At 72.0% G+C, this 22,956-nt stretch carries 23 protein-coding genes; 13 read left to right on the forward strand and 10 right to left on the reverse strand.

What is annotated here, in order from left to right; genetic code table 11:
- The first annotated feature begins 24 nt into the window (after positions 1 to 24).
- The gene (gene xseA / locus ACIHAD_RS27950) at positions 25 to 1,227 is read left to right on the forward strand and encodes an exodeoxyribonuclease VII large subunit (protein WP_397357596.1); all 1,203 of its coding nucleotides are present in this window, start codon (positions 25 to 27) and stop codon (positions 1,225 to 1,227) included.
- Here xseA and ACIHAD_RS27955 read toward each other — a convergent pair.
- The gene (locus tag ACIHAD_RS27955; protein WP_397357597.1) at positions 1,224 to 1,829 is read right to left on the reverse strand and encodes a TetR/AcrR family transcriptional regulator; all 606 of its coding nucleotides are present in this window, start codon (positions 1,827 to 1,829) and stop codon (positions 1,224 to 1,226) included. The two genes, xseA and ACIHAD_RS27955, sit on opposite strands and share 4 nt — an antisense overlap.
- An 83-nt stretch (positions 1,830 to 1,912) precedes the next feature.
- Here ACIHAD_RS27955 and ACIHAD_RS27960 point away from each other — a divergent pair, with 83 nt between their 5' ends.
- The gene (locus tag ACIHAD_RS27960; protein WP_397357598.1) at positions 1,913 to 2,326 is read left to right on the forward strand and encodes a nitroreductase family deazaflavin-dependent oxidoreductase; all 414 of its coding nucleotides are present in this window, start codon (positions 1,913 to 1,915) and stop codon (positions 2,324 to 2,326) included.
- 4 nt (positions 2,327 to 2,330) lie between these two features.
- Here the strand turns inward: ACIHAD_RS27960 and ACIHAD_RS27965 are convergent, their stop codons facing one another.
- From ACIHAD_RS27965 to ACIHAD_RS27975, 3 genes are read right to left on the reverse strand one after another with little or no spacing between them, the layout of a single operon-like run.
- Positions 2,331 to 2,558, reverse strand: coding sequence for an exodeoxyribonuclease VII small subunit (locus tag ACIHAD_RS27965; RefSeq protein ID WP_125636712.1), 228 nt, complete (start codon positions 2,556 to 2,558; stop codon positions 2,331 to 2,333).
- Between the two features lie 36 nt (positions 2,559 to 2,594).
- Entirely contained in the window at positions 2,595 to 3,125 is a 531-nt protein-coding gene (locus ACIHAD_RS27970) for a DUF4245 domain-containing protein (RefSeq protein ID WP_397357599.1), read from the reverse strand.
- Positions 3,126 to 3,136: 11 nt separating this feature from the next.
- On the reverse strand, positions 3,137 to 3,745 hold the full coding sequence (locus tag ACIHAD_RS27975; RefSeq protein WP_397357600.1) for a TetR/AcrR family transcriptional regulator: 609 nt from the start codon (positions 3,743 to 3,745) through the stop codon (positions 3,137 to 3,139).
- A 248-nt stretch (positions 3,746 to 3,993) separates the two neighbouring features.
- On the opposite strand from ACIHAD_RS27975, the gene glpX reads away from it, so the two are divergent.
- Positions 3,994 to 5,028, forward strand: coding sequence for a class II fructose-bisphosphatase (gene glpX, locus ACIHAD_RS27980; protein WP_358010052.1), 1,035 nt, complete (start codon positions 3,994 to 3,996; stop codon positions 5,026 to 5,028).
- A 6-nt stretch (positions 5,029 to 5,034) separates the two neighbouring features.
- Here glpX and ACIHAD_RS27985 read toward each other — a convergent pair whose 3' ends face one another.
- On the reverse strand, positions 5,035 to 5,685 hold the full coding sequence (locus tag ACIHAD_RS27985; RefSeq protein WP_397357601.1) for a DUF1707 domain-containing protein: 651 nt from the start codon (positions 5,683 to 5,685) through the stop codon (positions 5,035 to 5,037).
- 213 nt (positions 5,686 to 5,898) lie between these two features.
- Here ACIHAD_RS27985 and ACIHAD_RS27990 point away from each other — a divergent pair, with 213 nt between their 5' ends.
- On the forward strand, positions 5,899 to 6,564 hold the full coding sequence (locus ACIHAD_RS27990; protein ID WP_397357602.1) for a DUF998 domain-containing protein: 666 nt from the start codon (positions 5,899 to 5,901) through the stop codon (positions 6,562 to 6,564).
- On the opposite strand, the gene ACIHAD_RS27995 is transcribed toward ACIHAD_RS27990, so the two are convergent.
- Positions 6,539 to 7,132: a TetR/AcrR family transcriptional regulator gene (locus ACIHAD_RS27995; protein ID WP_397357603.1), complete on the reverse strand. Its 594-nt coding sequence runs from the start codon at positions 7,130 to 7,132 to the stop codon at positions 6,539 to 6,541. The genes ACIHAD_RS27990 and ACIHAD_RS27995 overlap by 26 nt on opposite strands.
- Positions 7,133 to 7,225: 93 nt before the next feature.
- Here ACIHAD_RS27995 and ACIHAD_RS28000 point away from each other — a divergent pair, with 93 nt between their 5' ends.
- Positions 7,226 to 8,389, forward strand: coding sequence for an MFS transporter (locus ACIHAD_RS28000; RefSeq protein WP_397357604.1), 1,164 nt, complete (start codon positions 7,226 to 7,228; stop codon positions 8,387 to 8,389).
- A gap of 22 nt (positions 8,390 to 8,411) precedes the next feature.
- Here ACIHAD_RS28000 and ACIHAD_RS28005 read toward each other — a convergent pair whose 3' ends face one another.
- Both ACIHAD_RS28005 and ACIHAD_RS28010 read right to left on the reverse strand, forming a co-directional pair.
- Positions 8,412 to 9,350, reverse strand: coding sequence for a Gfo/Idh/MocA family oxidoreductase (locus ACIHAD_RS28005; RefSeq protein WP_397357605.1), 939 nt, complete (start codon positions 9,348 to 9,350; stop codon positions 8,412 to 8,414).
- A gap of 27 nt (positions 9,351 to 9,377) precedes the next feature.
- Complete coding sequence (locus ACIHAD_RS28010) at positions 9,378 to 10,754, reverse strand: PLP-dependent aminotransferase family protein (protein WP_397357606.1); 1,377 nt, start codon at positions 10,752 to 10,754, stop codon at positions 9,378 to 9,380.
- Positions 10,755 to 10,822: 68 nt separating this feature from the next.
- Here ACIHAD_RS28010 and ACIHAD_RS28015 point away from each other — a divergent pair, with 68 nt between their 5' ends.
- Both ACIHAD_RS28015 and ACIHAD_RS28020 read left to right on the forward strand, forming a co-directional pair.
- Positions 10,823 to 11,689, forward strand: a complete 867-nt coding sequence (locus ACIHAD_RS28015; RefSeq protein WP_397357607.1) for a DMT family transporter — start codon at positions 10,823 to 10,825, stop codon at positions 11,687 to 11,689.
- Between the two features lie 31 nt (positions 11,690 to 11,720).
- Positions 11,721 to 13,370: a fumarate hydratase gene (locus ACIHAD_RS28020; RefSeq protein ID WP_397357608.1), complete on the forward strand. Its 1,650-nt coding sequence runs from the start codon at positions 11,721 to 11,723 to the stop codon at positions 13,368 to 13,370.
- A 91-nt stretch (positions 13,371 to 13,461) separates the two neighbouring features.
- On the opposite strand, the gene ACIHAD_RS28025 is transcribed toward ACIHAD_RS28020, so the two are convergent.
- Complete coding sequence (locus ACIHAD_RS28025) at positions 13,462 to 13,650, reverse strand: DUF5999 family protein (protein ID WP_352327892.1); 189 nt, start codon at positions 13,648 to 13,650, stop codon at positions 13,462 to 13,464.
- A 458-nt stretch (positions 13,651 to 14,108) separates the two neighbouring features.
- Entirely contained in the window at positions 14,109 to 14,780 is a 672-nt protein-coding gene (locus ACIHAD_RS28030; protein WP_397357609.1) for a CHAP domain-containing protein, read from the reverse strand.
- A 338-nt stretch (positions 14,781 to 15,118) separates the two neighbouring features.
- Here ACIHAD_RS28030 and ACIHAD_RS28035 point away from each other — a divergent pair, with 338 nt between their 5' ends.
- The 6 genes from ACIHAD_RS28035 to ACIHAD_RS28060 all read left to right on the forward strand — a co-directional run bounded on the left by ACIHAD_RS28035 (position 15,119) and on the right by ACIHAD_RS28060 (position 22,936).
- Positions 15,119 to 15,727, forward strand: a complete 609-nt coding sequence (locus ACIHAD_RS28035; protein WP_397357610.1) for a superoxide dismutase — start codon at positions 15,119 to 15,121, stop codon at positions 15,725 to 15,727.
- Positions 15,728 to 15,797: 70 nt separating this feature from the next.
- The gene (locus tag ACIHAD_RS28040; protein ID WP_397357611.1) at positions 15,798 to 16,907 is read left to right on the forward strand and encodes a serine/threonine-protein kinase; all 1,110 of its coding nucleotides are present in this window, start codon (positions 15,798 to 15,800) and stop codon (positions 16,905 to 16,907) included.
- Between the two features lie 35 nt (positions 16,908 to 16,942).
- Positions 16,943 to 18,586, forward strand: a complete 1,644-nt coding sequence (locus ACIHAD_RS28045; protein WP_397357612.1) for a protein kinase — start codon at positions 16,943 to 16,945, stop codon at positions 18,584 to 18,586.
- Positions 18,587 to 18,674: 88 nt separating this feature from the next.
- A complete protein-coding gene (locus ACIHAD_RS28050) occupies positions 18,675 to 20,072 on the forward strand; it encodes a class II fumarate hydratase (protein WP_397357613.1) in 1,398 nt (465 codons plus the stop codon).
- Positions 20,073 to 20,147: 75 nt separating this feature from the next.
- Entirely contained in the window at positions 20,148 to 20,900 is a 753-nt protein-coding gene (locus ACIHAD_RS28055) for a 3-hydroxybutyrate dehydrogenase (RefSeq protein ID WP_397357614.1), read from the forward strand.
- Complete coding sequence (locus ACIHAD_RS28060) at positions 20,900 to 22,936, forward strand: helix-turn-helix domain-containing protein (RefSeq protein WP_397357615.1); 2,037 nt, start codon at positions 20,900 to 20,902, stop codon at positions 22,934 to 22,936. Before ACIHAD_RS28055 ends, ACIHAD_RS28060 begins: the two co-directional genes overlap by 1 nt.
- Positions 22,937 to 22,956: the final 20 nt, after the last annotated feature.

Below are 22,956 nucleotides of genomic sequence, written 5' to 3' on the forward strand. Positions count from 1 at the left end.
GCGGCGAACCCGTAGTCTTCCGCCATGACCTCGAAGACCACACCCGAGTCTCCGCTGCCGATCCGCACGGTCCTGCAGATGGTGGGCGGCTGGATCGGCAGGCTCGGCACGGTGTGGGTCGAGGGCCAGATCACCGATCTGAGCGCACGCGGCGGCACGGTGTTCCTGACCCTGCGTGACCCGGTGGCCAACGTCTCGGCCCGGGTCACGGCTCCGCGCGGCGTCTATGAGGCGGCCGAGCCGCGCCCGTCCGACGGGGCGAGGGTCGTGGTGCACGTCAAGCCGGACTTCTGGGTCAACAAGGGCTCGTTCGCCTTCACGGCGATGGAGATCCGGCCCGTCGGCGTGGGCGAGCTGCTGGCCAGGCTGGAGCGGTTGCGCCGGTTGCTGGCCACCGAGGGGCTGTTCAACGCCGACAGGAAACGGCGGCTGCCGTTCCTGCCGGGCACGATCGGGCTCGTCTGCGGGCGCGACTCGGCCGCCGAGCGCGACGTGCTGGAGAACGCCCGCCGCCGCTGGCCGGCCGTGCGGTTCAAGGTGGAGGAGGTGGCCGTCCAGGGGCCGTACGCGGTCGGGGAGGTCACCGAGGCGCTGCGCAAGCTCGACGCCGACCCCGAGGTCGAGGTGATCGTCGTGGCCCGCGGCGGCGGCTCGCTGGAGGACCTGCTGCCGTTCTCCGACGAGACGCTCGTGCGCGCGGTGGCCGCCTGCCGCACCCCCGTGGTCAGCGCGATCGGCCACGAGCAGGACAGCCCGCTGCTCGACCTGGTGGCCGACGTACGCGCCTCCACGCCCACCGACGCCGCCAAGAAGGTCGTGCCCGACGTGGGCGAGCAGCTCGCGCTGATCCGTCAGCTCCGCGACCGCGGGCGCCGGGTGCTCAACGGCTGGCTCGACCGCGAGATGTCGTGGCTGACGTCGGTGCGCTCGCGGCCGTCGCTGGCCGATCCGGTACGCGAGCTCGAACGCCGGGCCGAGCAGGTCGACGCGCTGCGGGAGCGGGCCAGGCGCTCGCTGACCGGCTCGCTCGACCGGGCCGCCGACGACCTCACGCACCTGCGGGCCCGCCTGGTCGCGCTGTCCCCGGCGGCCACGCTGGAACGCGGCTACGCGATCGTGCAACATCCGTCGGGCGAGGTCGTACGCCTGGCCAAGGACGTGCCGCCGGGCACTCCGCTGACGATCCGGCTGAGCGACGACCGGCTCGCGGTCCGTACGGAGGACTAGGGCCCGCGCAGGACGGCGGCGGCCAGGTCGGCGAGGCCGGCCTTGACGCCCTCCACCGTCATGCCGCGCTCCTCCCGCTGGAACTTGATCAACCAGGCGGTGACCGGCGCGAGCAGCGCGTCGGCCAGGTAGGCGACGTGGGCCCCCGGCCGGGCCTCGGTGAGCAGGCCCGCCAGGTGCACCTGATGCACCTTGTACGGCCCGCTGTAGCGCGCCTTGCCCGGCCCGTTCTCCAGCAGCAGGAACAGGTCCTGCTGCTCGACGACGCGATCGACCAGCGCGTGCAGGAAGGCCGTGACCCGCTCGGCCGGCGGCGCGCCGGGCCCGAGCGGCGGCGGGCCGCTCAGGAACGAAGCCTGGAACCGCCGCTCCCGCTCGTCGATCAGCGCGAGGACGAGCCCCGCCCGGTCGCCGAAGCGCCGGTAGACGGTGCCCACGCCCACGCAGGCGGCCTTGGCCACCTCGTCGAGCGAGAGCTCGTCGGCGCCGCGCTCGGCGATCATCGTGGCGGCCACCTCGATGATCTTCCGGCGGTTGCGCGCGGCGTCGGCCCGCTCGGGCTGGGGTTGCCCGACGACGGGCAGCAGGTCACGTGCGCACACGCCTGGAGCATAACCCCGCTTGTAAACGGAGAAGTCTCCGGTATTCTCCGAATCGGAGAACTCTCCGATTATCAGGAGCTGAGATGACCAACTCGTTCAACCAGCAGATCATTGACGAATTCCGGGCCAACGAGGGCCGGGTGGGCGGCCCGTTCGAGGGTGCGTCGCTGGTGCTGATCACGACGACGGGCGCCAAGAGCGGCAGGCCGACGACCACCCCGGTGATGTACCTGGCCGACGGCGACCGCTATGTGATCATCGCCTCCAACGCGGGCGCCGACAACCACCCGGCCTGGTACCACAACCTGCGTGCCAACCCCACGGCGACCGCCGAGGTCGGCACCGAGACGTTCGGGGTGAAGGCCGACTTCATCGAGGGTGAGGAGCGCGACCGGCTCTACGCCCGCATGGTCGAGATCGCCCCCGGCTTCGCGGAGTACGAGGCCAAGACCAGCCGCCGCATCCCGGTGGTGGCGCTCGACCGCACCGCCTCCTAGAGGATCAGAACGGGGCGTCGTCGGCGCCCGGCTCCGAGCGCCTGGCCATGGCGGCGGCGAGCTTGACCCGGGCGCCCTGGAGCCACTCCTCGCAGACGGCCGCGAGCTTCTCGCCGCGCTCCCAGAGCTCGATCGACTGCTCCAGGGTGAGCCCGCCCGTCTCCAGGCGGCGCACCACCTCGGTCAGCTCCTCGCGGGCCTGCTCGTACGAAGGTGTCTTCTCGTCTGCCACGGCCACCACCCTAGACGCCGCCGCGCCCGGCCAGGGTCATCCCTTGGCGCGCTGCTGGAGGAGCCCGGCCAGCTCGGCCAGCTCGGGCCAGTCGGCCGTGCCGGTGACCACGAGGGTGACGTCGGGGAGCACGCGGACGAGCGAGCGCTGGTTCTTGTCCTCGCGGAAACGCTGCTCCCACGTCACCCCGCCCACCTGCCGGCTGCCGGACGACCTGGCGATGCCGGTCATGCGGTTGGCGAACTCGGCGGCCGGCTTCTCGTCGCTCTGGGCGAACATGGCGTGCTGCCGCTCGGCGGTGGCGTAGCCGAGGTAGAGCACCTGCGCGCCGTTCTCGCCCTTGGCGATCCTGTTGCTGTTGGGCACCCAGCCCGCCGGGTCCTTCTGCGGGGACCACACCTGGTAGGGCACGTCGTGCCCGAAGTTGGCGACGGTGATCGAGTAGTCGAGCCGCGGGATGTGCTCCTCACGGCTCTGCGGGGCGACGAGCATGAAGAGCCCCACGCCCGCGAAACACACGAAGAGGGCTACCGCGTAGCCGTAGAAACCTTGGGTGAACCGTCGCACACTTGGCGAGGTTACCCGCTGGAGGGTGCGGTCGCCGAAGCGGCGGGCCTGATCTGGCCGATGATCGCCAGCACCTCGTCGACCATCGCGCGGTCGCCGGAGAAGACGATCTCGCTGACGGCCGCGGCCAGGGCGCCGGTGACCACGACGACGAGCGCGGGCTCGTCCTCGAACAGGGCGGCGTTGCGCTGGGCCCACGTGCGCAGCCGGTCGCGCATGACCACCTCGAAGCCGGGCGGGCCGTCGCCGCGCAGGAACAGGACGGCCAGCTCGCGTTCCTCCAGGCAGCCTTCGAGGTAGGCGCGGGCGGCGTCGATGAACACGCGCATGGGGTCGCCCTCGCCGGCGGCGCGGGCCGTACGGGCGGCCTGCTTGGTGCGCTGGGCCTGCCGGGCCTGCCATTCCTCCCACAAGGTGAGGTAGAGGTCGGCCTTGCCGGAGAAGTGGTGATAGAGGCTTCCCACGCTGGCGTCGGCTTTGGCGACGACGTCCGTCACGCCGGCCTCGGCGAACCCCTTGGAGACGAAGACCTCCCTCGCGGCGGCCAGCAGCGAGCTCCGCGTCGCAGCCCCCCGCTCGGACGTGCGAGGCTGGGTCACCGCGTGTTCCACTTCGCTCATTCGATCTCCTCCACGGCGGGGGCGCATGTCCATGGTGGAGGCGAGATCTTCGACGCGCACGCGATATGGCGCAAAATCCGTTCTCCGTCATGCGGGGCACCCATATAGATATCCCCTTTCGCCGGTCCCTGACCATCGCGCGGCGGCCCTCGTGCGGAGGGGGGAGCAGGACTGGGCAGATTATCCCCATCTGACCGGGAATAGACCGGCAACTACGATCGAGAGAGTTCTCAACGAGGAGGCTCAGCATGTCTGATCAGACGTCGGTACCGGCAGCGCTCGCGACGGGCGAGCACGCCCCCGACCGCAACCTGGCGATGGAGCTGGTACGCGTGACGGAGGCGGCCGCCATGGCCGCGGCCCGCTGGGTGGGCCGCGGCGACAAGAACGGCGCCGACGGCGCGGCGGTCAACGCCATGCGCCAGCTGATCAACACAGTGTCGATGAACGGTGTGGTGGTCATCGGGGAGGGCGAGAAGGACCACGCCCCGATGTTGTACAACGGCGAGCGCGTGGGCGACGGCAGCGGCCCCGACTGCGACGTGGCGGTGGACCCGATCGACGGGACCAGGCTGACGGCGCTCGGCATGCCGGACGCGGTGTCGGTGATCGCGGTGAGCGAGCGCGGCTCGATGTACGACCCGTCCGCGGTGTTCTACATGGAGAAGCTGGTCACCGGGCCGGAGGCGGCCGACGTGGTGAACATCGAGGCGTCCGTGGCCGACAACATCAACGCGGTGGCCAGGGCCAAGCACTGCTCGCCGTCCGACGTCACGGTGGTCGTGCTGGACCGGCCGCGGCACGAGAAGCTGGTCAAGGAGATCAGGGAGACGGGCGCCCGGATCAAGTTCATCGTGGACGGCGACGTGGCCGGCGCGATCATGGCGGCCCGCGCGGGCACCGGCATCGACCTCATGCTGGGCATCGGCGGCACGCCCGAGGGCATCGTGGCCGCGTGCGCGCTCAAGTGCCTGGGCGGCGTGATCCAGGGCCGCCTGTGGCCGCGGGACGACGCCGAGCGCGGCAAGGCCATCGACGCCGGGCACGACCTCAGCCAGGTGCTCACCACGAACGACCTGGTCAGGTCGGACGACGTGTTCTTCGCCGCGACCGGCATCACCCAGGGCGAGCTGATGCAGGGCGTGCGGTTCAGGTCGGGCGCGGCGGTGACCAGCTCGCTGGTGATGCGCGGCCGGTCGGGGACCATCAGGAAGGTCGAGAGCGAGCACCAGCTGTGGAAGCTGCGCGCCTACAGCGCGATCAACTTCGACACGGCCGGCTGACCCTCCTCAGCGGCGGCGCTTGCGCTTGGGCGGTTCCTTGACCTTGACCTCGCCGGCGAAGTTCGTGGTGCGCACCTCGACCACGGGGCCGCCGGGCTCGGCCGGCTGCCTGGTCAGGCGGACGGTCTTGTCCTTGGTGACCCTGATCACCTCAAGGTCCTCCGGCACGTGGATCTCCAGGCCGCCGAAGACCAGGGTGGCGTTGATGACGATCCGGCTGTTCTGCAGGATCGCGTCGCGGAAGTCCAGCTTGGTCGTACCGAACATGGCCGTGACGTCGAGCTCGGCGGGCACCACCCAGCGCCCGCCGCGCTGCTCCTTCTTGAAGATGGCCGACACCGGCCGGCCGTCGAGGTTGAGCGGCTGCTCCTCGGCCGGGAGCAGGTCGGCGGTGAGCCCGGCGAGGTCGCCGAGCGTGCGCGCGGAGTAGACGACGCCGAGCCGCTCCTCCAGCTCGACGAGGTCGAGCCGGCCGTCGGCGTGGGCGTCCTGGAGCACCTGCGCGATGCGTTCGCGGTCGGCGTCGGAGGCGCGCAGCTCGTGCGGCTGCGGCAGGCCGGGCGCCGACGATGCGCGCCGGGCCGTCACGAACTCCTCGGCAAGCCGCTCTCCGACTTCCTGCAGCTTCGGCAACCACGATCCCGCGCGTTCGTTCACACTTCTGACGATATCCGGCGGCCCGGGTATTCGCTCGCCCAAGAGCGGACCAACAGGGCGCACATCCGCGAATCCGCCCGAGCAACGCGCCGATCTCCCGGGCCTGCCCGGCGTTCGCGTCGGCGTGCCGGTGGGCCGTACGCCGGAATCGTCCGGCGCTTTCCGCCGTTGATCCACGCGAAGGCTTCTGGCCGCTGATCCCGGGAGGCGGGCGTGCATCAACCGGCGCGATGGGGGCTCGGTGCGGCGGGGGTGGGCATCGCCGTGATCGTGGGCCTGGAGCTGACCAGCCTCGACGAGACGAACCCGTTCAGGCGCACGATCAGCGAGCACGGCCTCGGCCCCGACGGGTGGATCTTCGGGCTCGCGGTGGGGCTGCTCGCGGCCGGGTCGGCGGCCATCGGCGTCTCGCTGGCGCGCAAGCGGCTGGCCGGGGTGGTCGGCACGGTCGCGCTCATGGGCTGGAGCGTGGGGCTGCTCATGACGGCCTCGTTCCACAAGCACGACTGGGCGGTCGGCCCGAGCATGAGCGGCAGCATCCACCGGGTCGGCAGCTTCGTGGCCTTCCTCAGCCTGCCGCTCGCCGCCGTGATCATCGCCCGGCCCTGGCGGCACCCGGAGCGCCGCAGGTCGGCGATGGTGGCGTTCGGGCTGGGGGTCTGCTCGGTGTTGTGGGTCGTGGGCATCGGCACGGCGATGCTGATCGGCGCCCGCCACGGGCTGCCGTGGTACCGGGTCATGCCGCTCGGCCTGGTCGAACGGGGGCTGGCCGGCACCGAGGTGGCCGCGTTGCTGGCCCTCGGGGTGTGGGCGGCGGCCGGGCGGCTGGCGGAGACCGAGCCCGCCCGGGCGGTCAGGCGGGCCGTAGAGCGGCGATGAGGTCGTCCACGTAGCCGCGGAAGACGGCCGCCATGTCCACCTGGTCGGGGTCGATCAGCCATTGGGTCTGCAGGCCATCCATCATCGCGATCAGGCGGTCGGCGTGGGCCTCGGCGTCGAGGCCGGACCGGAACTCGCCGCGCTCGACGCCCGCGCGCAGCGCGGCGGCCACGTCGGCGCGCAGCCGCCGGTAGCGCCGCCTGGCCCACTCGTGGCCGGGGTGGCCGGGGGTCACCGCCTCGCCGCTGATCACCGAGAAGAGCTGGACGAGGCCCGGCACCCGCGCGTTGTGGTCGACGACGTCGGCCAGGGCGCGCAGCGCGTCGGCGCCGCCGTCGCGGCCGGGCCCGAACCTGCGCTGGTCGAGCTCGTCGCGGTAGTCGAGCACGGCGACGAGGAGACGGTCCTTGCTCCTGAAGTGGTGCAGCAGCCCGGCCTGGGAGAGCTCGACCCGCTCGGCGATGCGGGCCAGGGAGGCGCCGCGGTAGCCGTGCTCGGCGAACTCCAGGAGCGCGACCGCCAGGATGCGCTCCCTGCGCGCCTCGCCGGTCGCGTAGCCCCGTTTCACCCCGGCACCCTATCTGCTGCTGGCGTACGGCCCTGACCAGCCGCTAACCTGACTCCGCCTCACGTTTGATTCCCCCCCGATCAGGAGGCCGTCGTGCCGTCCCCGCGTGATCGCCAGGCCCGTACCGCCACGTTCGTCGTGTACGGCGTGCAGGGCCTCTCCTTCGCCACCCTGCTCGTCCAGGTGGCCAGCCTCCAGACCAAGCTGGAGCTCACCGACGGGGCGCTCACGCTCCTGCTGCTGATCGTGCCCGTCTTCGCCGGCGTCGGCAGCGTCGGCGCCGGCACGTTCGCCGCCCGGTACGGCAGCAAGCTGCTCCTGCGGGTCGCGCAGCCCGTGGTGGCGCTCGCCGTGGTGCTCACCGGCCTCGCGCCCTCGGTGCCGCTGGCCGTCCCCGCGCTGCTGCTGTTCGGCCTGGCGGTCGGCGCGGTGGACGCGGGCATGAACATGCAGGGCGTGGCCGTCGAACGCCGGTACGGCACCGCCGTGCTGAACGGCTTCCACAGCGTGTGGAGCGTCCTCAGCCTGGCGGGGGCCCTGTGGGCGGTGTTCGCGGCCGACCGGGTCTCGCTGGCGGTCACGATGGCGATCCCCATGGTCCTGGCGCTGGCCGGCTCGCTGTACGCCGGGCCGAAGCTGTGCACGATCGCCGAGGAGAAGGTCGAGAACGTCGTCGAGGCCGCGACCGGCAAGTTCCCCTGGCGGCCGATCATCCCGCTCTGCCTGGCCATGGGCTTCCTCTACATCGGCGACGCGGCGGTGTCGAACTTCGCGACCGTCTTCATGGGCAAGGCCCTGCTCGCCCAGGACAGCGTGGCGAAGCTGGCCTACAGCGTCTACCAGGGCGCGACCCTGGCCGTACGGCTCGGCGGCGACGTCGCGGTCCGCCGCTACGGCCCGGCCGCCATCGTCCGGCTCGGCGGCGCGCTGGCCACGCTGGGCTTCCTCGGCGTCGTGGTGGCCCCGAGCCAGCCGCTGGCCATCGTCGCGTTCGGGCTGACCGGGCTGGGGCTGTCGGTGGTGGCGCCGCAGTCGTTCTCCGCGGCGGGCAAGCTGGACCCGGCGGGCACCGGGGTGGCCATCGCCCGGGTGAACCTCTTCAACTACGTGGGCTTCATCGTGGGGGCCGCGCTGATCGGCGGCATCGCCGACGCCGTGGACTGGCGGGTGGCGTTCGTCGCGCCGCTGCTGCTGGCGGGCGTGATCATCGCGCTGGCGCCGGGCTTCGCGCCCAAGCGGGCCGTCGCGGAGGCGTGACGGCCCCGGGCCGGCCTGCGGGTCAGCCCCGCACCTCGGCCACCTGGACGGGACGGGACTCGCGCAACGACAGGTCGGCGGCCTCGGCGACGTACAGGGCGGCCAGGGCGTCCTCGATCGGGCACAGGCCCTCGCCGCCGCGCAGGAAGGCGTCGATCTCGGCCGCGTACGCCGGGCCGAACCTGGTCGCGAAGTCGGGCCAGGGCGGCCCGGGCGGTCGCAGGCCCTCGGCGCTGCGCAGCGGGGCGCGCGGGCCGAGCCCGACCGCCTGGGTGCCCTTCGTGCCCGCCAGCTCCATGCGCACGTCGTAGCCCGCGCCGTTGTAGCGGGAGCCCTGGAGGGTGACCAGCGTGCCGTCGTCGAGGATGAGCAGCGCGGCGCTGTTGTCCACGTCGCCGGCCTCCCTGAAGAACGCCGCGCCCCGGTTCGCGCCGACGGCGTGGACGGAGACGACCTCGCGCCCGGTCACCCAGCGCAGGACGTCGAAGTCGTGGACGTGGCAGTCGCGGAAGAGCCCGCCGGACAGCGGGACGTACTCGGCGGGCGGCGGCGCGGGATCGGCCGTGACCAGGTGGACGCGGTGCAGCTCCCCCAGCTCGCCGGCCAGCAGCGCCGCGCGGGCCGCCCGGTAACCGGGGTCGAACCTGCGCTGGAACCCGATGCCCACCCGCTTGCCCGCGCTCGCCTCCAGCACCTTGAGCGTCTCGGCGACCGTGCTCGCCGCCGGTTTCTCGCAGAGGACGGGCACGCCCAGCTCGCAGGCCCGGATCAGGAGCTCGGCGTGCGTGCCGGTCGGCGTGGCGATGACCACGGCGTCGGCGTCGAAGGGGTCCCCGGGCCTGCCGTACGGCGAGGTCCTGACCGGGTCGGCCACGATGAGCTCGTCGACCAGGGGATGGGCGGCCAGGTTCGCGGCGTGGAAGGCGCCGATCCGGCCCAGGCCCAGCAGTCCGACCCGCATGTCGCCTCCAGTCGAGCGTCTTCTCCCTCAGTTCATGCTATGTCCAGACATACGGACTTTTAAGCCCCTGACGGCCTCCGCCGCCTGGTGCACCGGGACCCGGGCGAACCCGACCACGACCGCCGGAGGGCCGGGCGAGAACCGCATCGGCCCGACCGGCTCGGCGGACAGCCCGAGGCTCTGGGCCGCGCGGACAACCCGGACCTCGTCCCAGCCGTCCGGCAGGTCGAGGTAGACGTGCAGCCCGGCCTGGATGCCCCGGACGCGGATTCCCGGCAGCTCCTCGGCCAGCGCCCTGACCAGGGCGTCCCTGCGGCGGCGGTACTCCCTGCGCATGCGCCGCAGGTGCTTGTCGTAGCCGCCGGTGCGCAGGAAGTGGGCCAGCGCGTACTGCTCGATGACCGGGGAGCCGAGGTCCAGCTCGCTCCGGGCGCGGCGGATCGAGTCGGCCAGGTGGGCGGGGGCGGCGACCCAGCCGAGCCGCAGGCCGGGCGCGAGCGACTTGCTGACGCTGCCGGACAGGATCACCCGGTCGGGGGCCAGCCCTTGCAGGCAGCCGACCGGGTCGCGGTCGTAGCGGAACTCGGCGTCGTAGTCGTCCTCCAGGATCGTCCGGTCGCCCGCGTCGGCCCAATCCATGAGCGCGGCCCGCCTGGCCGGGGAGAGCACGACGCCCGTCGGGTACTGGTGGGCGGGCGTGACCAGCGCCGCCTCGCCGTCCATGTCGCCGGCGATCAGGCCCTCGCAGCCCACGGGCACCGGCACCAGGCGGGCCCCGGCCCGTTCCAGCAGCGGGACCTGGCGCCGGCTGGTGGGGTCCTCGACGATCAGGCGCAGGCCGCCGCGCGGGGCCAGGACGTGCAGCGCCAGGCTCAGCCCCTGGGCCACGCCGCCCACGACGACCAGGTTGTCCGGGTGCACGTCGGCCGCCCTGACCCGCCGCAGGTAACCGGCCAGCTCCTCGCGCAGCTCGGGGACGCCGCCGGGGTCGCCGTAGTCGAGCGCGTCGGACGGCACGGTGGCCAGGACGTGCCGTACGGCCGACAACCAGCGTTCCCTGGGGAAGTGCCCGAGGTCGGGGGACGTGGCCCGGTGCCCGTGGTACGGCCCGCAGGCGCCGCCGTCGGCCACCGGCCCCGGCCGGGCGGGCCGGACGGCGCCCAGCGGGGCCACCTCGGTCCCGGCCCCCACCCGCGAGACCAGGAACCCCTCAGCCACGAGCTGCTCGTACGCCTCCACCACCACGCCCCTGGAGACCTGGAGGTCGGCGGCGAGGTCACGGGTGGCGGGCAGACGGGTGCCGGGCACGAGCCGCCCGAGGCGCACGCCTTCGCGCAGTTCGGCCGCGATCTGCCCGGCAATCCCTCCCTCATCCCGATTTATCTGGATGTGCAGGTCTGCCATATTGGTCCTGTCATATAGCGGGAAATTGGACTGTTTGGACGAACCATTGTCTCCCTAGCATCTCCCCCATGAGAAACGGAATCGCCGGAGCCGCCACCGCCATGTTCCTGGTGGGCACCCTGGCCGGAGTGTCCGGCCTGATCGGCTCCTATCCCGTGTACGGCGGCCAGGCCGTGCGCTACCTCGCGGCCGCCGTCGTCCTGCTGGTCATCACCAGGGCGCTCGGGCTGCGGTTCGTCCGGCTGACCTTGCGCGAGACCCTGTTCCTGGGCGGGCTCACCCTGCTCGGCCTGGTGGTCTTCAACGTGTGCGTCGTCGAGTCCACCAGGGCCTCGGGGCCGGCGCTGGTGGGCACCGTCCTCGGCACCGTGCCGCTGGCGCTCGCGCTGGCCGGAGGGCGTCCGGCGCCGCGCCTGCTGGCGGGCGCCGCGGTGGTGGTGGCCGGTGCGACGCTGGCGACCGGGCTGGGCAGCGGGAACCTGACCGGCCTGCTGTGGGCGCTCGGGGCGCTGGTGGGCGAGGTCAGCTTCTCCGTGCTGGCCATCCCCCTGCTGCCGAAGCTGGGGGCGATCCGGGTGTCGGCGTACTCGACGGCGCTGGCCGTGCCCATGCTGGCCGTGATCGGGCTGGTCAAGGAGGGCGCCGCCATGTTCAGGACGCCGACCGCGGCCGAGACGCTGGGCTTCTCGTACCTGGCGGTCGTGGTCACGGTCGGGGCCTTCTTCCTCTGGTACACCTCGCTGCCCAAGCTCGGCCCTGGGCCGGCCGGGCTGTTCGCCGGGCTCATCCCGGTCGGCGCGATCGTCACGGGGCTCGTGCTCGGCATCGCGACGCCGAGCACCTACGACCTGGCGGGGGCCGGTCTGGTGATCGCGGGCATCCTGGTCGGGCTCACCGCGCGGCGCTCGCCGGAGCCCGTGCCGGCCCCGGGATGACCACCGGACGGGGGGCGTACCCTCTATGGACATGGACTTCGACTACACCGATCTGCTTCCCCTTGGCGCCGATGAGACCGAGTACCGGCTGATCACGTCGGAGGGGGTGCGGAAGGTCGAAGCGGCCGGGCGTACGTTCCTGGAGGTCGACCCGGAGGCCCTGCGGCTGCTCACCGAGACCGCGGTCCACGACATCTCGCACTTCCTGCGCACGTCGCACCTGGCCCAGCTCCGCAAGATCGTCGATGACCCCGAGTCCAGCGGGAACGACCGGTTCGTCGCCCTCGACCTGCTGAAGAACGCCTCGATCTCGGCGGGCGGCGTGCTGCCGATGTGCCAGGACACCGGCACCGCCATCGTCATGGGCAAGCGCGGCCGCCACGTGCTGACCGACGGCCGCGACGCCGAGCACCTCTCGCGCGGCGTCTACGACGCCTACACCAAGCTCAACCTGCGCTACTCCCAGATGGCCCCGCTGACCATGTGGGAGGAGAAGAACACCGGCAACAACCTGCCCGCGCAGATCGAGCTCTACGCCGAGGACCCCCACGGCCACGCCGACGAGTACAAGCTGCTGTTCATGGCCAAGGGCGGCGGCTCGGCCAACAAGTCGTTCCTCTACCAGGAGACCAAGGCGGTGCTCAACGAGAAGCGCATGCTGGCCTTCCTGGAGGAGAAGATCCGCTCGCTGGGCACCGCGGCCTGCCCGCCGTACCACCTGGCCGTGGTGGTGGGCGGCACCTCCGCCGAGTTCGCGCTCAAGACCGCCAAGTACGCCAGCGCCCGCTACCTCGACTCCATCCCCACCGAGGGCTCGCCCGCCGGGCACGGGTTCCGCGACCTGGAGCTGGAGGCCAAGGTCTTCGAGCTGACGCAGAAGCTCGGCATCGGCGCGCAGTTCGGCGGCAAGTACTTCTGCCACGACGTCCGCGTGATCCGCCTGCCCAGGCACGGCGCGTCCTGCCCGGTGGCCATCGCGGTGTCGTGCTCGGCCGACCGCCAGGCGCTGGCGAAGATCACGGCCGAGGGCGTGTTCCTGGAGAAGCTGGAGACCGACCCGGCCCGCTTCCTGCCGGAGACCACCGACGAGCACCTGTCCGACGACGTCGTCCGGGTCGACCTCAACAGGCCGATGCAGGAGATCCTCGCCGAGCTGACGAAGTACCCGGTCAAGACGCGGCTCTCCCTCACCGGCCCGCTCGTCGTCGCCCGCGACATCGCGCACGCCAAGATCGCCGAGCTGCTCGACGACGGCGGCGAGATGCCGCAGTACCTCAAGGACCACGCCGTCTACTACGCCGGCCCGGCCAAGACCCCCGAGGGCTACGCCTCCGGCTCGTTCGGCCCCACCACGGCCGGCCGCATGGACTCCTACGTCGAGCGTTTCCAGGCGGCGGGCGGCTCGATGGTCATGCTGGCCAAGGGCAACAGGTCCAAGCAGGTGACCGAGGCCTGCCAGAAGTACGGCGGCTTCTACCTGGGCTCCATCGGCGGCCCGGCCGCCCGGCTCGCCCAGGACTGCATCAGGAAGGTCGACGTGCTCGAATACCCCGAGCTGGGGATGGAGGCGGTGTGGAAGATCGAGGTCGAGGACTTCCCCGCCTTCATCGTCGTGGACGACAAGGGTGACGACTTCTTCACCGACCGCACCGGGCCGGTGCTGAGCATCGGGCGCAGGTAGGGCCCGAGCGCGTCGAAGGGTGCCGGGCGGGCGTCGCGCCCCTCGGCACCGGACGACGGGGGTTGCCCTCGGGCCGGGGGCCCGCGGGCTCTCAGGCCGCGACGGGCGCTCGGTGGGGGGCGACGACGCTGCCGTCAGGCAGGAGCAGACCCGTGTCCTCGAACAGCACCACGCCGTTGCAGAGGAGGCTCCAGCCCTGGTCGGGGTGGGCCGAGATCACGTGCGAACGCTCACGGTCGGGCGAGTCCGCACTGGGGCATACGGGAAAGTGACTGCACATCATCGCGCACCTCTCAGATGGCGCTCCTGCTTCCTGATGTTCAAAAGGGCAACTGTCGCCCCGACGGCGTGCGAAGGTCCAGGGCGGCTGTGACCGGCTTCCTCGGCCGGCGGCGAACCTGTGTCTGGCGCATCTCCATCACGTCCTTCAACGTCTGTCGTCAGTGGTGGAACGTCGGCGTGTTCACTCAGTCTCGTGACCGGCGCCGACAGTTTCAGCCGCTTCTGGGTTGTCGCTCATGTCCTAACCATGCCCCCGTCCCCTTTCGGCACCCTTACATCTTGCTGACGGCGTGCCATGGTTCCTGTCATTCAGCCTGCCGTACGCGGGAAAGTGCCCTACTAGGCATCATGCACATTTATCGGGAGGAGGGGTGTGCCGAGCGTCACAGCTGCTGTGACGTGCGGTAATACCACAAAGCGCGCATCCCCGGCAGGAATGCGCGCTGTGTCGATGTGTCAGGCGGCGTAGGACGGGTAACCGTAGCCGACGACCTGGGAGGTCGGGCGGACCCGCTCCTCGACCTTGCCGTTGCCGGTGTTGCCCTCGATCGTGGAGATCGTGCCGTCGCCGTTGTCCTTGACGACGAACCCGACGTGCTGGATGTCGCTCAGGCTCTTGCTGCCGCTCCAGGAGAAGAAGACGACGGCTCCGGGCTTGGCCTCGGCGCCCCAGCGGCCGTTGGCGGCGAACCACTTGGCGTGGGTCACGGTGTAGGCGTCCCAGCCGACCTGCGGGCGGGCGCCGGTCTGGTCGCCGACCCAGGAGACGAACATCGAGCACCAGGCGGCGTTCAGGTAGTCCTGGCGGCTGCCGCCGTCGCGGGCGACGGTCTCGGCGGCGCGCTGCGAGTCGGCGTACCACTTCTGGAACTTGGTGCCGCCGCCGTTGGCGTCCTCGGAGGTGCCGACCTGGGCGCGGGCGGTGGCCAGGACCTGGGCGGCGGTGACGTTCACCCTGCCCTGCGCGGAACCCTGCGCGGCCGACTCCTGCGCGGCGGTCTTGGCGGCGGTCCGGTGGGCGGTCTCGGCGCTGACGGCGGCAGTGGCGCCCAGCGCGGTCACGGCGACGGTCGCGCCGAGGGCGAGCTTGGCGATATGGGACGTGGTCATCATGGCGTGCTTGGCCATCGGGGGGTGCTCCTTTGCTCACCGTCCGCGCATGGGGCGCGGCGGGTCACAGGTGTGAATCCTGCGATGGGTGATGACGACAGATCTGCGGGGGCGCCTCGACACGGCTGCCCTGCCGTCGCGTACAAACAGGTACAACAGCGCCCTGACCTGGGTAATTCCCATCCCAAGAAATCCCCACAGGACGCCTGTGCGCGGGCGGCTCAGGCCGCCCGCGCACAAACTGGACCCAACTGACTCGCCACGATGCCCAGGCGAGACCTAGGTCGCAAGTCTGATGCACTTGCGAATAACTTGCAATAGTGTCCTCCAGAGATCTACTTCGAGAGGACGGCCCCATGGCGGACTACACCCTTCCCGACATGCCCTACGACTACGGCGCGCTGGAGCCCGCCATCACCGGCGAGATCCTGGAACTGCACCACGCCAAGCACCACGCGGCCTACGTCAAGGGCGCCAACGACACCCTCGACCGCCTGGCCGAGGCGCGCGAGGGCGGCGACTTCGGCAACCTGGTGGGCCTGGAGAAGACGTTCGCCTTCAACCTGTCAGGCCACGTCCTGCACTCGATCTTCTGGGAGAACCTCTCGCCCGACGGCGGCGACCGCCCCGACGGCGCGCTCAGGGCCGCCATCGACGAGCATTTCGGCACGTTCGAGGCGTTCCAGAAGCAGCTCACCACGGCCACGGCGTCCGTCCAGGGCTCGGGGTGGGGGGTGCTGGCCTGGGAGCCGCTGAGCCGCAGGCTGGTGGTCGAGCAGATCTACGACCACCACGGGAACGTCGGAATGAACACCACGCCGCTTCTCGTGTTCGACGCGTGGGAGCACGCTTACTATCTGCAGTACCGCAACGTGCGCCCGGACTACGTCGAGAAACTGTGGGGCCTCGTCAACTGGGCAGATGTGGCCCGGAGGTTCGCTGACGTAACGAGTCAGGCGGGTTGACTTAAGTTCGCAACAATTTATCGGCCCCGCCTCTACTGGTCGGTTTACACAAATAGGTAAGCTGCCTGGCATGCGTGCGCCCTCCGGTTACCTTCTCGCCGCGCGCTATCGGCTCGTGGAGCCGGTTGGTCGCGGCGGCATGGGCACCGTTTGGCGGGCGCATGACGAGTTGCTCGACCGCGACGTGGCGGTGAAGGAAGTACGGCTGCCCACCGTCCTCGACGAGGAGCTGCGCGCCGAGTTGTGCGCCCGCACCGAGCGCGAGGGCAGGGCGACGGCGATGGTCGCCCATCCGTCGGTGATCACCGTCTTCGACGTCGTGACCGAGGACGACCGTCCCTGGATCGTGATGGAGCTGCTCCGGGCCAGGTCCCTGGAGCAGCTCATCCAGGAGCTCGGACCGCTCCACCCGCGCCGGGCCGCCGAGATCGGCCGGCAGATCCTCGGCGCGCTGCGGGCCGTCCACGCCAAGGGGATCCTCCACCGCGACGTGAAGCCGAGCAACGTCCTGGTGACCGAGGACCGCGCGGTGCTCACCGACTTCGGCCTGGCGGCGCTCGAAGGCGACGTCTCCATCACCCAGGCGGGCATCGTGCTCGGGTCGGCCGGTTACATCGCGCCCGAGCGGGTTCTCGGATCCAAGGCCAGTCCCGCGGGCGATCTGTGGTCGCTCGGCGCGACCCTCTACACCGCCGTCGAGGGCCGGGGGCTGCACGGCCGCCGTACGGCCGCCGCCGCGCTGGCCGCGCTGACCAGTGGCGAGCCGATCCCGATGAGCAAGGCGGGCCCGCTGGCGCCCGTTCTCGACGCGTTGCTCCGGATCGATCCACAGACCCGGCTCGACTCCGTACGGGCCTCGCTCATGCTGGCCCGGGTGGCCGCGGGCGGCTCGGCGGAGGAACCGCTGGCCCCGCGCCGGCCCGTACGCCCGGTGCCCGTGATCGCCTCACCCCCTTTCGCACGCAGGCCCGCGCACCGCGGGCTGCACAGGGCGGAGGCCACCGCGGCCGCGCTGTCGGTCCCGCCGCCGCGCCAGGAGCGCAGGTCAGGCGAGGGGGTCCACCGGAAGCGGGTCGAACCACGTCCGACTCCGTCCACTTATGCCCGTTTCAAAGCGGCGGTGATAAAGTTGTTCCTTCCTCGGCGGTTCTGGCCAAGAGAACTTCGCAAGCGAGGGTAAAGCACTTCCCAAGCGAGAATCGATATCTTCTTCTCATGCCGGAACAGCAGACACGCCTGCTCGCGGAGCGCTACGAGCTCATCGCCCCGCTCGGCCGGGGCACGATGGGGACTGTGTGGCGCGCCCGCGACCGCGCGCTCGGGCGCGAGGTGGCGGTCAAAGAGATCCGCCAGGACCAGGGACTCACCGAGGACCAACGGGCCGAGCTACGCGAGCGCATGGTGCGCGAAGGCCGCCTCGCCTCGCGGATCAACCACCCGTCCGTCGCGGCCATCCATGACGTGCTCATCCATGACGACAGCCCCTGGATCATCATGGAGCTCATCGAGGCCCGCTCATTGGAGCAGGTGATCGAGGAGGAGGGCCCGCTGCCGCCGCGACTCGTCGCCGAGATCGGCGTCGACCTGCTCGGCGCGCTGCGCGCGGCGCACTCCCAGGGCATCACGCACCGCGACGTCAAGCCGGGCAACGTGCTCATCACCGAGAGCGGCCGGGTGGTGCTGACGGACTTCGGCATCGCCAAGGCCGAGGGCGACTCGCGGCTCACCAAGACGGGCATGGTGATCGGCTCGCCCGGGTACACGGCCCCGGAACGTGCCAGGGGCGAGTACACCGGGCCGGAGTCGGACATCTGGTCGCTGGGGGCGACGCTGTACTTCGCGGTCGAGGGGCGGCCGGCGTACGAGCGGGCCACGATCGCCGAGACGCTGGCGGCGCTGCTCAGCGAGAGCGCAGACCCGCCCACGCAGGCGGGGCAGCTCCGGCCGGTGCTGAACGGGCTGCTGAACAAGGACTACCGGCAGCGGCTCAGCGCCGCCAAGGCGGAGACCCTCATGCGGATGGTCGCCGACACGCCCACGAGCGAGATGCCCGCGCTCACGGCAGAAGACCTGATCGCGCAGGAGGCAGCGTTGCCCGACCCGTTCACCGGCTCCGGTTCCCCACGTCCCACCGGGCCGCCGGCCGGGGCCTCGGGCCCTCAGGGCCGCCCTTCCGGGGCGCCGGGGGCGTACGGGCCGGGCGCGACGCCCGGATCGCCCGTCTCGGGCCCGCAGTCGGCGCGTCCCGTCGCAGCACGGCCTTCAGGGCCACAGGCGGCTTCGGGGCCGCAGAAGGCTCCAGGGGCTCAAGGGCCGTCAGGGCCTCAGGGGCCTGGCCAGAGCCCGCTGGGGGCGCCGACGATGCCGCAGGGCGTGCGCCCGGGACAGCCGCCGCAGGACGGTGACGAGGGGGACTTCGACCCCGAGCGGACCGTCAGCGTCATGCGTCCCAAGGGGCCGTTCACGCCGGGGCCCGAGCAGGGCGGCGGCCGTCCGCCGCAACGCCCCGACGACGAGGGGACCGTCAACACCAGGCGCATCTCCGCACCTCGGGCCGGCTCTCCCGGCCAGCAGGTCTACCCGCCGACGCAGCAACCGCCGCAGCCCATGCAGCAGCAGGGCCCGGGACAGGGCGGCCCACAGCAGGGCCGGCCGCAACAGGGCCGCCCGGGACAGCCCGTACCGCACCAGAGCGGTCCGCACCAGGGCCAGGGCCTCGGCACCGACCTGTTCGCCATCGCCGGGCAGCCCGAGAAGCCGCCCGCGGGCAACCGCAACGGCATGCTCGTGCTCATGGCCGTGGCCGCGGCCGCCGCGGTCGTGATCGCCGTCCTCATCGTGGCGCTCCTGTCCAGCTGAGCGAGCCGTCCCCGGTATGCCGGCCCGGTCCTCTCGCTGGACGGGCCGGCTCCGGACTGATCAGGCGGCCGTGGGACAGACTGGAGTCATGAGCGAGTTCAGAATCGAACATGACTCCATGGGCGAGGTCCGCGTGCCGGCGGGAGCGCGGTGGCGGGCCCAGACCCAGCGGGCGGTGGAGAACTTCCCGGTCTCGGGGCGGCCGCTCGAACCGTCCCACATCGCCGCGCTGGGCCTGATCAAGGCGGTCGCCGCCGAGGTCAACGGCGAGCTGGGCGTGATCGACAAGGATCTGGCCGAGGCCGTCGCGCAGGCCGCCGCGGACGTGGCCGACAACGAGCACGACGCCCACTTCCCCCTCGACGTCTTCCAGACCGGCTCCGGCACCTCGTCCAACATGAACGCCAACGAGGTGATCGCGACGCTGGCCGAGGAGCGGCTGGGGCGTCCCGTGCACCCCAACGACCACGTGAACGCCTCCCAGTCGTCCAACGACGTCTTCCCGACCTCGATCCACGTGGCGGCCGCGATCGAGGTGACCTTCCACCTGCTGCCCTCGCTCACGCACCTGGCCGAGACGCTGCACGCCAAGGAGGCCGAGTTCGCACAGGTGGTCAAGTCGGGCAGGACCCACCTGATGGACGCCACGCCCGTGACCCTCGGCCAGGAGTTCGGCGGGTACGCCGCCCAGATCGACCACGGCGGGACCCGCGTCCGCACGGCGCTGAACCACGTACTGGAGCTGCCCCTGGGCGGGACGGCGGTCGGCACGGGCATCAACACCCCGCCGGGCTTCGCGGAGCGGGCGATCGCGAAGCTGGGCGAGGCGACCGGCATCCCCTTCCGCGAGGCCGCCGACCACTTCGAGGCCCAGAGCGCGCAGGACTCCATCGTGGAGCTGTCCGGGCAGCTCAAGGTGGTGGCCGTGTCGCTCAACAAGATCGCGAACGACCTGCGCTGGATGGGCTCGGGCCCGCGCGCCGGGCTCGGCGAGATCAACCTGCCGGACCTCCAGCCGGGCTCGTCCATCATGCCGGGCAAGGTCAACCCGGTGATCCCCGAGGCCACGGCCATGGTCGCGGCCCAGGTCATCGGCAACGACGCGGCGATCACCTTCGCCGGGGCCTCGGGCAGCTTCGAGCTGAACGTGCAGCTCCCGGTCATCGCCCGCAACATCCTGGAGTCGATCAGGCTGCTGGCGAACGTGTCCCGGCTGCTGGCCGACCGCTGCGTCGCCGGCATCACGGCCAACGTCGACCGCCTGCGCGAGTACGCCGAGTCCTCCCCCTCGATCATCACCCCGCTCAACCGGCACGTCGGCTACGAGGAGGCGGCCAAGATAGCCAAGCAGGCGCTGGCCGAGCGCAAGACCATCCGGGAGGTCGTCGTCGAACGCGGCCACGTGGCCGACGGCACCCTGACCGAGGAGCAGCTCGACGCCGCGCTCGACGTGCTGTCCATGACCCGGCCGCCGGCCGGAGGTTGATCCACATAGACGGGCCCGTATCTATGTCGCCCGCACCCATGCGTCCCGGCGCGACGACCGCCTAGGGTTCGGAGTATGGCGAAGGAGCTGACTGGGCGGACCGCGCTGGTGACGGGGGCTGGGGGCGGCATCGGCGCCGCCTGCGCCCGGCGACTGGCCGCCGCGGGGGCCAAGGTGCTGGTGGTCGACCGGCAGGGCGAGGCGGCCGGGAAGGTGGCCGCCGAGATCGGCGGGGTCGCGGTGGTGGCCGACCTGAGCGATCCGGCCTTCGCCGGGTCGCTGCCTGACGAGCCGGTGGACATCGTGGTGAACAACGCCGGGTTCCAGCACGTGGCGCCGGTCGAGGACTTCCCGCCGGAGGTGTTCTCCACCATGATGCGGGTGATGGTGGAGGCGCCGTTCCTGATCGCGCGGCGGGTGCTGCCCGGCATGTACGCCCGGGGGTGGGGACGGTTCGTGAACATGTCGTCGGTGCACGGGTTGCGGGCCTCGCCGTACAAGTCGGCGTACACGACGGCCAAGCACGCGCTGGAGGGGTTCTCCAAGGTCGTCGCGCTGGAGGGGGCGGCCCACGGGGTGACCTCGAACTGCGTGTGCCCGGCGTACGTGCGCACGGCGCTGGTCGAGGCGCAGATCGAGGACCAGGCCAGGCTGCACGGCATCGGCAGCGACGAGGTCGTCGAGAACATCATGCTGGAGCCGGCCGCGGTCAAGCGGCTGATCGAGCCCGAGGAGGTCGCCGAGCTGGTCGCCTACCTCTGCGGCCCGAACGGCTCCTTCATCACCGGCACCTCCCTCCCCGTTGACGGCGGCTGGACGGCCCACTAGTGAGCACGCGCTTCCTGGAGTTGTTGGCGCGGGAGGCGTCGGCGGTCGAGTTCGAGGGCCCGATCGTGGAGGCCAGGGCGCAGGGCGCCGATCCGGCCACGATCGAGGAGCTGGAGCAGGCCAAGGTCGAGGCGCTGAAGGTCAGGGCGCTGCTCAGGCGGCGGGCCAGGCGGGAGGCCGAGCTGTCGGCGCTCTACGACACGGCCGGCGACCTGGCCGCGCTGCGCGACCTCGACGCCGTGCTCGAGGCGATCGTCCACCGGGCCAGGCAGCTGCTGGCTACCGACATCGCGTACATGACGCTGCACGACCCCGAGCGGGGCGACACGTACATGCGGGTCACCGACGGGTCGATCTCGGCCAAGTTCAGGGCGCTCAGGCTGGCCATGGGGGCGGGGCTGGGCGGGCTGGTCGCGCAGACGGCGACCCCGTACGCGACCGCCGACTACTTCGCCGACGCCAGGTTCCGGCACAAGGGCGACATCGACGAGGCCGTCAAGGAAGAGGGCCTGGTCGCGATCCTCGGGGTGCCGCTGCGGCTGGGCCAGCGGGTGATCGGCGTGCTCATGGCGGCCAACCGCAGCGCCAGGCCGTTCCACCAGGAGGAGGTCTCGCTGCTGGCGAGCCTGGCCGCGCACGCCGCCGTCGCCATCGACAACGCCCGGCTGCTCCAGGAGACGAGAAACGCCCTGGAGGAGCTCTCCCAGGCCCACAGGACCGCCAGGGCGCACGGCGAGGCCGTCGAGCGGGCCGCGCTGGCCCACGACCGGATGACCTCGCTGGTGCTGCGGGGCGGCGGCATCGAGGACGTCGCCGCCGTGGTGACCGAGGTGCTCGGCGGCTCGCTGGCCGTGCTCGACGACCTGGGCCGGCCGATCACGGGCGACGTGGGCGAGCTGGACGCGGGGGTGTTCGAGGCGGCGCAGGCGTCCAGGGCGCTGGGGCGTACCGTGCGCAGGGGCGACCTGCTGATCGCGTCGGTGGACGTCGGCGGCGAGCCGTTGTGCACGCTCATCCTGCGCAGCGACGATGCCGACGAGCGCATCCTGGAGCGGGCGGCGCTGGTGTGCGCGCTGCTGCTGCTGTTCCGGCGGAGCGTGGCCGAGGCCGAGGGCCGGGTCAGGGGCGAGCTGCTGGAGGACCTGATCTCGCGGCCGGACTCGCCGGGCCTGGCCGACCGGGCCCGGCGGCTCGGCGTGGACCTGCGCGCGCCGCACGTGGTGGTGGTGGCCAGGCACGGCGGCCAGCGGGAGCGGGCGGCGTTCTGGGCCTCCTCGCACGCCACGGTCCGGCACGGGCTGGCGGCGGGGCGCGGTGACGAGGTGGTGCTGCTGCTGCCGGGCGTCGACGCGGGCGGCCTCGCCCAGCGGGTGGCGGCCGAGCTGAGCGCGTCCCTGCACAGCCCGGCGACGGCGGGCGCCTCCCCGGCCCGCCTCCCGTCCCCCTCGGCGGGCGGCACAGGAGGGGGCACGGGAGTCGGCACGGGAGGCGGCACGGCGGGCGGGTCAGGAGGCGGGACGGGAGGCGGCACGGCGGGCGGCGGGTCAGGAGGCGGGACGGGAGGCGGCACGGCGGGCGGCGGGTCAGGAGGCGGGACGGCAGGGGCGCGGGACGTCGCGGAGGCGTACCAGGAGGCGCGGCGGTGCGCCGAGGCGCTGATCGCGCTCGGCCGGGCCGGCGACGGCGCGAGCCCCGCCGAGCTGGGCTTCGTCGGCCTGCTCGTGGGCGACGGCCGCGACGTGGGCGGGTTCGTCGGCCGCGTGCTCGGCGCGGTGATCGACTACGACGCCCGCCGCGGCACCGCGCTCACCGACACCCTGTCGGCCTACTTCGGCACGGGCGGCTCGCCCTCCCGTACGGCCGAGGCCATGCACATCCACGTCAACACCGTCACGCAACGCCTCGACCGGATCGGCAGGCTGCTCGGCGACGGCTGGCTGGAGCCCGAACGCGCGCTGGAGATCCAGCTCGCGCTCCGCCTGCACCGCCTCGGCCACACATCCTCCGGACAGACTGTGGGTCCCGGCCCCATATAAGTGACGCCGGTCACTCTTTA

Origin of the sequence: Nonomuraea sp. NPDC052265 (assembly GCF_044547985.1) — a bacterium.
Lineage (GTDB): Bacteria > Actinomycetota > Actinomycetes > Streptosporangiales > Streptosporangiaceae > Nonomuraea.